The organism is Nostoc sp. NMS9 (assembly GCF_017114995.1).
Lineage (GTDB): Bacteria > Cyanobacteriota > Cyanobacteriia > Cyanobacteriales > Nostocaceae > Nostoc.
Map to the genome: position 1 here is coordinate 23,145 of NZ_JABXKL010000027.1, position 7,197 is coordinate 30,341.

Here is a 7,197-nt window from a genome sequence, read left to right on the forward strand (position 1 = left end):
TCTGAATGTACAAGTTGTTCTTATCAAGATTGCAATGTTTCTCATCAACATTAGAACATCCATAAGGAATGTTGTAATATTTATCATCAACATTAGAATATTCCTTATCAATACTAGAATATTTATCATCAACATTAAAATATTTCGGTATAACCTATTTCCCAGCCGGACACACTGATTGCACTTTTTGGGGAAGTTGCCGACACATCTGCTGTAATCTTTGAGGATTAATTTGCCACCAAGCAAATAATCCCAGACTTGTACCCCCCACAAGCAACGCCAACACTCCACCCAGCATTACCAAACGTTTACCCCGCTTCGGTTTTGTAATTAAAGTTGGTGGAATTTCTGGGCTGAGAGGTGGTTCTTCTGAAAGATCCAAATCTAGATCCAAATCTAGCAAAGCTTGGGAACTTTCTGTAAAGGAAGTTGGTTCTTCTAATTCCTCTAGTTCTTCTAGTTTTTCTAGTTCTTCTAGTTCTTCTTCCTGTATTTCTGCTTCTATAATCTCTTCTGGCAACGCCGGAGTCACAGGTACTAAGTATTCTGGAGAGACACGGCAATAAGTCAGAACAACCGATGTATTATCACGCCCATTTTTTTCATTTGCCAAGTTAATCCAGTTGCCGACAGCATCTTCAACTGTCATTTGCCCTGTTAACACGGGTATTGCATAATCCTGCCAAGATTGTTCCACCCAGTTATTATCACTTAAACCATCAGAACATAGTAGCAAAATGCCATCTTCTTCCAGAATAAACCGCTGAACCTTGAGACGCAAAGATTCTGAATCTCTTGTCCCCAATGCTTGAGTTAAAGCACTAGCATCTGGTCTTAAAAGTGCCTTTCGATACAAGCTTTTAGCAAGGCGTACTTCTCGCGTTGCCACATCATCATCTACTGTCAGTAGCTGGCAATAATTGCGAGTAATCCAATAGGCACGGCTATCGCCAACATTAGCCAAGTAAAGCTCATGGGTATTATTTGATTGCCACCCAGTACTTGTCTGGACTCGTTGTGGAACTTGCAACGCCATGACAATAGTTGTAGCCATGCGTTCTCTGCCTTGGCGTTTTTGTTCGTTATTGCGGGCACAAATTAGATTATTTACCACCCGTAAGCTTGCTTCTAATTGTTCCTGTAATAACTCAGGTGGAAAAAGTACAGTTTGTTCTGTCACCTCAGTTAGTAAAGCGCGAATTTGCAACTTTACAGACTGTACTGCCAACTGACTCGCAACCTCACCGCCTTCGTGTCCGCCAATACCATCGCAAACAATCGACAAGTGGCGCAATAAAGGTTCATCGAAAGCGGCGGGAAACTCCATCCCCTTGTGGGTGGAGAGGGGCAGTCGCCCCGCTGCTTGGGGCATTGGGGATTGGGCATTGGTAACTTCTTCCCCATGCCCCATGCCCCATTCCCCATGCCCAAAAACTCCATCCTCTTGTGGGTGGAGTTTTTTATCTAAATCACTCAAACTATTGGGATAGCAAGCATCTTCATTTTGCGCCATCATTGGGCCAATATCTGTAGAGCCTGCCACCTTCAAAACTAATGGCAATTCTGCCGCAGCTGCTAGTAGTAAATTATTGAGTTGAATATTAATTTCCTCTAACTCAATCTCAGTTTCACACATCTGCTGAACAATGTTCTGTAACCCTTTGGCTACTGATGCCTTTGCAGAAACTACCCAAAACTGCCAACATTCCCCCAGATTTTGTAAACTCAATTTCTGATCATCTGGTGTTTGGTAGAGTTCCAACAGTTGTATACACCAACCTTCGACTCTCAAGTTATCTGCTACTAGTAAACTGCGGCTAAGTCCCAATTCTGCTAGAGGTGTCCAAAGTTGGAGAATTTGCCACAGCCAATAAACTTGTCGTACTGCCGTGGCTTCCTCCCAAGCCTCAACAATAGTTGGATAGATATTTCCTGTCTTATCTATCGGCGCATTTTCCAATAAGAGGATATCAGTTGTATCTTCCTCAAGATTACTAACAAACCCATAAGCCTGGGGCAGATGCAACCGCTCTTGATATAACTGTAAATAAGGAATTACTTCCGTTGGCAATTCTTCAGGTACATCTGGCGGCAGTCCCGGTTGAGTATCCAGCCAAATCTGTTGTTTAATTACCTCATACCTATCTGCTACCTTTGTGCCTGGTGGGATTTGAGCAGACAATGAGCCAGTTGCCCACAGATAGCGGTGAACCAAAGGAGTTTGGCAACTGGCACAAACGCTATCTCCCATCGGATTAATGGGGCTATTACAGCGTGGATTTATACAAAAAATTATCAGTTGAGTAGAAATCATAAAAGTATAAATTAAAAAAACAATCAACTCGTGAACTTCGATTAACTTTAGCTGGCAATGAATTGAAGGCTAGAATAAACTGGACTTGTGTACCGCTAGCTACACCTTGTTACTGAAATTAATCAAAATTATTGGTAGAAATACCCAGTTTTGTTTTCTGTAAATAACTTACGTCTGGCTGTATCTAATCGTAGAAATGCATTTACGTCAATAATGTAGAGACTAGGATGGCGCTATGCCAAGTTTTACCTTAATCTGGCTTCTGGCAGGAGCAGTTTTGTGTTTAACAGAACTGTTCTTACCATCGGCGTTTGTCGCCTTCATGATGGGAATTAGCGCTTTTGTGGTGGCGCTGCTGTCTGGAGTGGGTATGGGAAGTGTATGGTTGCAAATTGTGGTTTGGCTCTTGCTTTCCACAGCCCTAATCATGCTTTCTCGTCGGTTTTTGCAACCAAGACAACGCAAATCAAAAATTCGGGATGCAGTTATAGCTGAAACCTTAACAGAAATTCTGCCTGGGAAAACAGGGCGGGTGCGGTATGAGGGAAATTCTTGGCAAGCAAGATGTGACGATGACAAATTTACCATACCACCCCATCAAAGAGTTTATGTGGTTAGGAGGGAAGGTACTACTTTGATTGTTATACCGGAAAATCTGTTGAATTCTTAAGCATTTGTCATTTGTCATTTGTCATTTGTCATTTGTCAAAATTCAATAGTTCTTTTTACTCTACTTCCTCTGCTTACTCATCTACTCCACTCCACACTCCCTTTATTAATAAAAATTAGGAGATTTACAATGGAACAGTTTTTTTTACTAGTATTTTTAGCTCTTGGTGGTTCTGCTGTCGCAGGTTCGGTGAAAGTCGTCAATCAGGGCAATCAAGCTTTGGTGGAAAGATTGGGTAGTTATAACAAAAAACTGGAACCAGGACTAAACTTTGTCGTTCCTTTCCTAGATAGAGTTGTCTACAGAGAAACTATCCGCGAAAAAGTCTTAGATATTCCTCCTCAACAGTGCATTACCCGTGACAACGTTGGCATTGAGGTAGATGCAGTGTTTTATTGGCGCATTGTGGATATGGAAAAAGCCTGGTACAAGGTAGAAAATCTCCAGTCGGCAATGGTAAATATGGTGCTGACTCAAATTCGCGCTGAAATGGGACAACTGGAGTTGGATCAAACCTTTACTGCTCGTTCCCACATCAGTGAGCTTTTGTTACAAGATTTGGATGTTGCTACCGATCCTTGGGGTGTGAAAGTGACACGGGTAGAACTGCGAGATATTATTCCATCTCAAGCAGTGCGTGAATCGATGGAATTGCAAATGTCGGCAGAACGACGCAAACGGGCAGCAATTTTAACTTCTGAAGGCGATCGCGAAGCTGCTGTCAATAGCGCCAGAGGTAAAGCTGAGGCGCAAATCTTGGATGCGGAAGCTCGTCAAAAATCGGTAATTTTGCAAGCGGAAGCTGAACAAAAGGCGATCGTTTTGAAAGCTCAAGCAGAACGTCAGCAACAGGTTTTGAAAGCCCAGGCGATCGCCGAATCAGCAGAAATTATTGCCCAAAAACTCCAGACGAATCCCAATGCCAATAAAGCAGTGGAAGTTCTCTTTGCCTTGGGCTATTTGGATATGGGCGCGACAATTGGTAAAAGCGATAGCAGCAAGGTGATTTTTATAGATCCGCGTTCCATTCCTGCTGCTTTAGAGGGCATACGTTCTGTCGTTTCAGATGGTCAGGTTAACTCTAACGAATTGTTTTCTAAGCAGATACCAGGATTAGAAAATAACCGCTCTAGTTAAGAATGGGGAGCAGGGGAGATGAGGGGGATCAGGGAGATGAGGGGGATAAGGGGGATAAGGGAGACAAAGGTGAATATTGAACAAGTCTCTCCCTTATCTCCCCCCTCTTCCTTGTCTACCTTGTCTCTTCTCAATGCCCAATGCCCCATTCCCAATGACTAATGACTAATGACTAATGACTAATGATAATTAACCCAGAACAGGTGATCAACGCTATTATTGCGCTCGCAAATCCTTTAATAAAGGAAAAAATTCAGCGCAATCAGACTGTAATTAAATTACTTCAGCAGTTTAACCTCGATCCAGAGCATCCACCAGCAGATTTTAGTGGGGTTTATGCATACACACTGGTAGAGTACGGTGTTGGGAAACCCAAGCCTTTTTTAGAACTTTTTCGCCAAGAAGCAATAAAACAGGCTTTTTGCAAAGCATTTGACCATAATAACCCCTCAATTTTGCTGTCTGAGGTTGATGCTTGGCTTGATGCATAAAGAACCTATGTAGTAAATTTTCAAACCCCGTTAAAATATAGTTAATCTTAGATAGTTTCCAATGACAGCCCAAGAGTTAGAAACACAGTTACTATCCCTAACACCAGCCCAAAAAGTTGAAGCGATTCGCATCTTAACCCAAGGTATTAATACAAACAATCATGGAATTACCAAAACTCCTGGTGTAATGGGTGCTGATGCTTGTATTGCCGGAACACGCATTCCTGTTTGGTTGTTGGTAACTTATCGACGGCAAGGTGCTAAAGATGCTGATATTCTAGATCAATATCCTCAACTTACCGCAGCTGACTTGGTAACAGCATGGCTTTATGCTGAAGCATTCTCTCACGAAATTGATACTGCTATTCACGAACAAGAAGAAGCTGATGCAATTTTAGATGCTTCTTAAAATATCCTGTTGATGTATGGCAAGATTGTTAGCAGATGAACAGTTTCCGCGTAAATCGGTAGAATTATTACGTACTTTTGGACATGATGTTATCACCATACAAGAAGCAGGCAAAGCCGGAATTTCTGATGATATGGTGTTAGAGTTTGCGATATTAGAAAATCGGGCTGTATTAACTCTTAATCGTCGTGATTTTTTTAAATTACATAAGATTAAACCCGAACATATCGGGATAATTGCCTGCAAAGATGATTTAGATTGGAATCGATTAGCAACAAATATTGATGCAGTGATTTCTACAGAATCAACATTAACAGGAAAAGTTATTCGCGTTAATCGATTTTCTTCTACAACGCGATAAACTTTATGCGATCGCCTAATATTTCATCTGACCTATTTGATAAAATTACAATAGCTAGTGAAAGGAATGTGATGTCTAACACGGGCTACGCCTACGCACTAATTGTTACATTCTTCTCAAGAGAAAATAATCAATTTTTGATAAGTTGTAAATTATGACGTTATCTATTCAGCCAACCACAGTACTAAGTGTAGAAAAATTCTTACAACTACCAGAGACAAAACCCGCAAGCGAGTATTTTAATGGGCAAATATACCAAAAACCTATGCCACAAGGAAAACATAGCACTTTACAAATTGAATTAGCTTCTGCCATAAATCAAGTTGCAAAACCCAAAAAATTAGCTTATGCCTTGACTGAACTACGCTGCACGTTTAGCGGACTTTCAATAGTACCAGATATTGCTGTGTTTGAATGGCAAAGAATTCCTCTGGATGCAAAAGGTAGTATTGCAAATAAATTTGAGATTCCCCCAGATTGGATAATCGAAATTCTCTCACCAGAACAATCACCCAACCGAGTTATCCGCAAAATTACATTTTCTATTCAAAATGGAGCAAAGCTAGGTTGGTTACTCGATTCTGCTGATGAGTCCATCATGATTTTTGAACCCAATAAATTACCAGAATTAAAAGAACAACAAGATATCTTACCCGTTTTGAGTGTTTTGGAAAATTGGCAATTAACAGTTGCAGATGTATTTAGTTGGTTGAGTTTTATTTGAATAAAGCAACTTTAAGCTGATGCTAACGCACTTCTTAATTATTATGTAAAATGAAGATGTTGTAAAATAAAGCTGATTTACCGCAGCAACAAAACCTCAACTCCTAAAACCTCAGCACTTGTTGCTAAAGCCTTATTAGCCGTTACCAATCGGATATGATTTTGAAATGCGATTGTCAAATGTAGAGCATCCACTGTCAGTAAATCGCAAAGTTTTTCTCACGGGCGATCGCAGTAGCAGAAGCTGTTACAGAGTGCGTGAAACACCCAAACGTGAAAGCGGAAGCTGCTACAGACTATGCGAATTGATATTAGGAAGCGATCGCCTGTTTTAAGAAGTGCATTGTTTGATTTTTGCAAGCGATCGCCCCGCAAGTTTATCGAAAGTGCGATCGCAGTAGCAGTAATTAATTTCCCTAAACAAAACGTTCCCTGAGCGGAGTCGAAGGGAACATTCTAATTGCTCTTAGTACCAATGCCATCGCAGAGGTGCTTGTCGCTCACATTGGGATTTGATTGTAAATAACCACGTAGCCTAGCGCAACTGTAGCTCATCAAATCGTTGAGACTACCAGAAATTATTAAATTCTTAAGGTGATTTGGGTACATATTCCAGAGTTTGACGGTATTGTCAGCACTAGCAGAAGCGATGATCTTGTCATCGGGGCTGAATGCTACACTATTGACCGAATTGCTATGCCCCTTGAGGGTGATGATTTCTTTACCTGTAGCTGCATTCCAGAGTTTGACGGTTTTGTCAGCACTAGCAGAAGCGATGGTCTTGCCATCGGGGCTGAATGCTACACTATTGACCAAATTGCTATGTCCGTTAAGGGTAGTAATTTCCTTGCCTGTAGACGCATTCCAGAGTTTGACGGTATTGTCAGCACTAGCAGAAGCGATGATCTTGTCATCGGGGCTGAATGCTACACTATTGACCGAATTGCTATGCCCCTTGAGGGTGATGATTTCTTTACCTGTAGCTGCATTCCAGAGTTTGACGGTTTTGTCAGCACTAGCAGAAGCGATGGTCTTGCCATCGGGGCTGAATGCTACACTATTGACCGAATTGCTATGCCCCTTGAGGGTGAT

At 41.4% G+C, this 7,197-nt stretch carries 8 protein-coding genes and 1 pseudogene; 7 read left to right on the forward strand and 2 right to left on the reverse strand.

The annotated features are described in order from the left end of the window. Nucleotides 1-154: 154 nt before the first annotated feature. Nucleotides 155-2,314 carry a protein phosphatase 2C domain-containing protein gene (locus HWQ40_RS09620; RefSeq protein ID WP_292777034.1) on the reverse strand — a complete coding sequence of 720 codons (2,160 nt, stop codon included), beginning with the start codon at nt 2,312-2,314 and terminating at the stop codon, nt 155-157. Nucleotides 2,315-2,549: 235 nt separating this feature from the next. Between HWQ40_RS09620 and HWQ40_RS09625 the strand changes: the two genes are divergently transcribed. The 7 genes and pseudogenes from HWQ40_RS09625 (at nt 2,550) to HWQ40_RS09655 (ending at nt 6,541) form a co-directional block, all read left to right on the forward strand. Continuing rightward, nucleotides 2,550-2,984: an NfeD family protein gene (locus HWQ40_RS09625; RefSeq protein WP_292777036.1), complete on the forward strand. Its 435-nt coding sequence runs from the start codon at nt 2,550-2,552 to the stop codon at nt 2,982-2,984. A gap of 129 nt (nt 2,985-3,113) precedes the next feature. Further along, nucleotides 3,114-4,121 (forward strand): SPFH domain-containing protein, encoded by a 1,008-nt coding sequence (locus HWQ40_RS09630; RefSeq protein ID WP_292777039.1) that lies wholly within the window; start codon nt 3,114-3,116, stop codon nt 4,119-4,121. A 182-nt stretch (nt 4,122-4,303) separates the two neighbouring features. Then, nucleotides 4,304-4,609 (forward strand): annotated as a pseudogene (locus HWQ40_RS09635) (hypothetical protein); the annotation flags it as partial. A gap of 64 nt (nt 4,610-4,673) precedes the next feature. Continuing rightward, nucleotides 4,674-5,021 carry a DUF433 domain-containing protein gene (locus tag HWQ40_RS09640; protein ID WP_292777041.1) on the forward strand — a complete coding sequence of 116 codons (348 nt, stop codon included), beginning with the start codon at nt 4,674-4,676 and terminating at the stop codon, nt 5,019-5,021. Between the two features lie 16 nt (nt 5,022-5,037). Beyond that, entirely contained in the window at nt 5,038-5,382 is a 345-nt protein-coding gene (locus HWQ40_RS09645) for a DUF5615 family PIN-like protein (RefSeq protein WP_292777044.1), read from the forward strand. A gap of 154 nt (nt 5,383-5,536) precedes the next feature. Continuing rightward, the gene (locus HWQ40_RS09650; RefSeq protein WP_292777047.1) at nt 5,537-6,106 is read left to right on the forward strand and encodes a Uma2 family endonuclease; all 570 of its coding nucleotides are present in this window, start codon (nt 5,537-5,539) and stop codon (nt 6,104-6,106) included. A gap of 297 nt (nt 6,107-6,403) precedes the next feature. Next, entirely contained in the window at nt 6,404-6,541 is a 138-nt protein-coding gene (locus HWQ40_RS09655) for a hypothetical protein (RefSeq protein ID WP_292777050.1), read from the forward strand. 20 nt (nt 6,542-6,561) lie between these two features. Here HWQ40_RS09655 and HWQ40_RS09660 read toward each other — a convergent pair. After that, a partial coding sequence (locus tag HWQ40_RS09660; protein WP_292777053.1) for a WD40 repeat domain-containing protein occupies nt 6,562-7,197 on the reverse strand: 636 nt, incomplete at its 5' end.

What these genes read in the sequence shown, in the direction of transcription:
- HWQ40_RS09650 (WP_292777047.1), top strand. Translation starts at nt 5,537, where the DNA reads ATGACGTTATCTATTCAGCCAACCACAGTACTAAGTGTAGAAAAATTC.
- HWQ40_RS09655 (WP_292777050.1), top strand. Translation starts at nt 6,404, where the DNA reads ATGCGAATTGATATTAGGAAGCGATCGCCTGTTTTAAGAAGTGCATTG.
- HWQ40_RS09625 (WP_292777036.1), top strand. Translation starts at nt 2,550, where the DNA reads ATGCCAAGTTTTACCTTAATCTGGCTTCTGGCAGGAGCAGTTTTGTGT.
- HWQ40_RS09640 (WP_292777041.1), top strand. Translation starts at nt 4,674, where the DNA reads ATGACAGCCCAAGAGTTAGAAACACAGTTACTATCCCTAACACCAGCC.
- HWQ40_RS09645 (WP_292777044.1), top strand. Translation starts at nt 5,038, where the DNA reads ATGGCAAGATTGTTAGCAGATGAACAGTTTCCGCGTAAATCGGTAGAA.
- HWQ40_RS09620 (WP_292777034.1), bottom strand. Translation starts at nt 2,314, where the DNA reads ATGATTTCTACTCAACTGATAATTTTTTGTATAAATCCACGCTGTAAT.
- HWQ40_RS09630 (WP_292777039.1), top strand. Translation starts at nt 3,114, where the DNA reads ATGGAACAGTTTTTTTTACTAGTATTTTTAGCTCTTGGTGGTTCTGCT.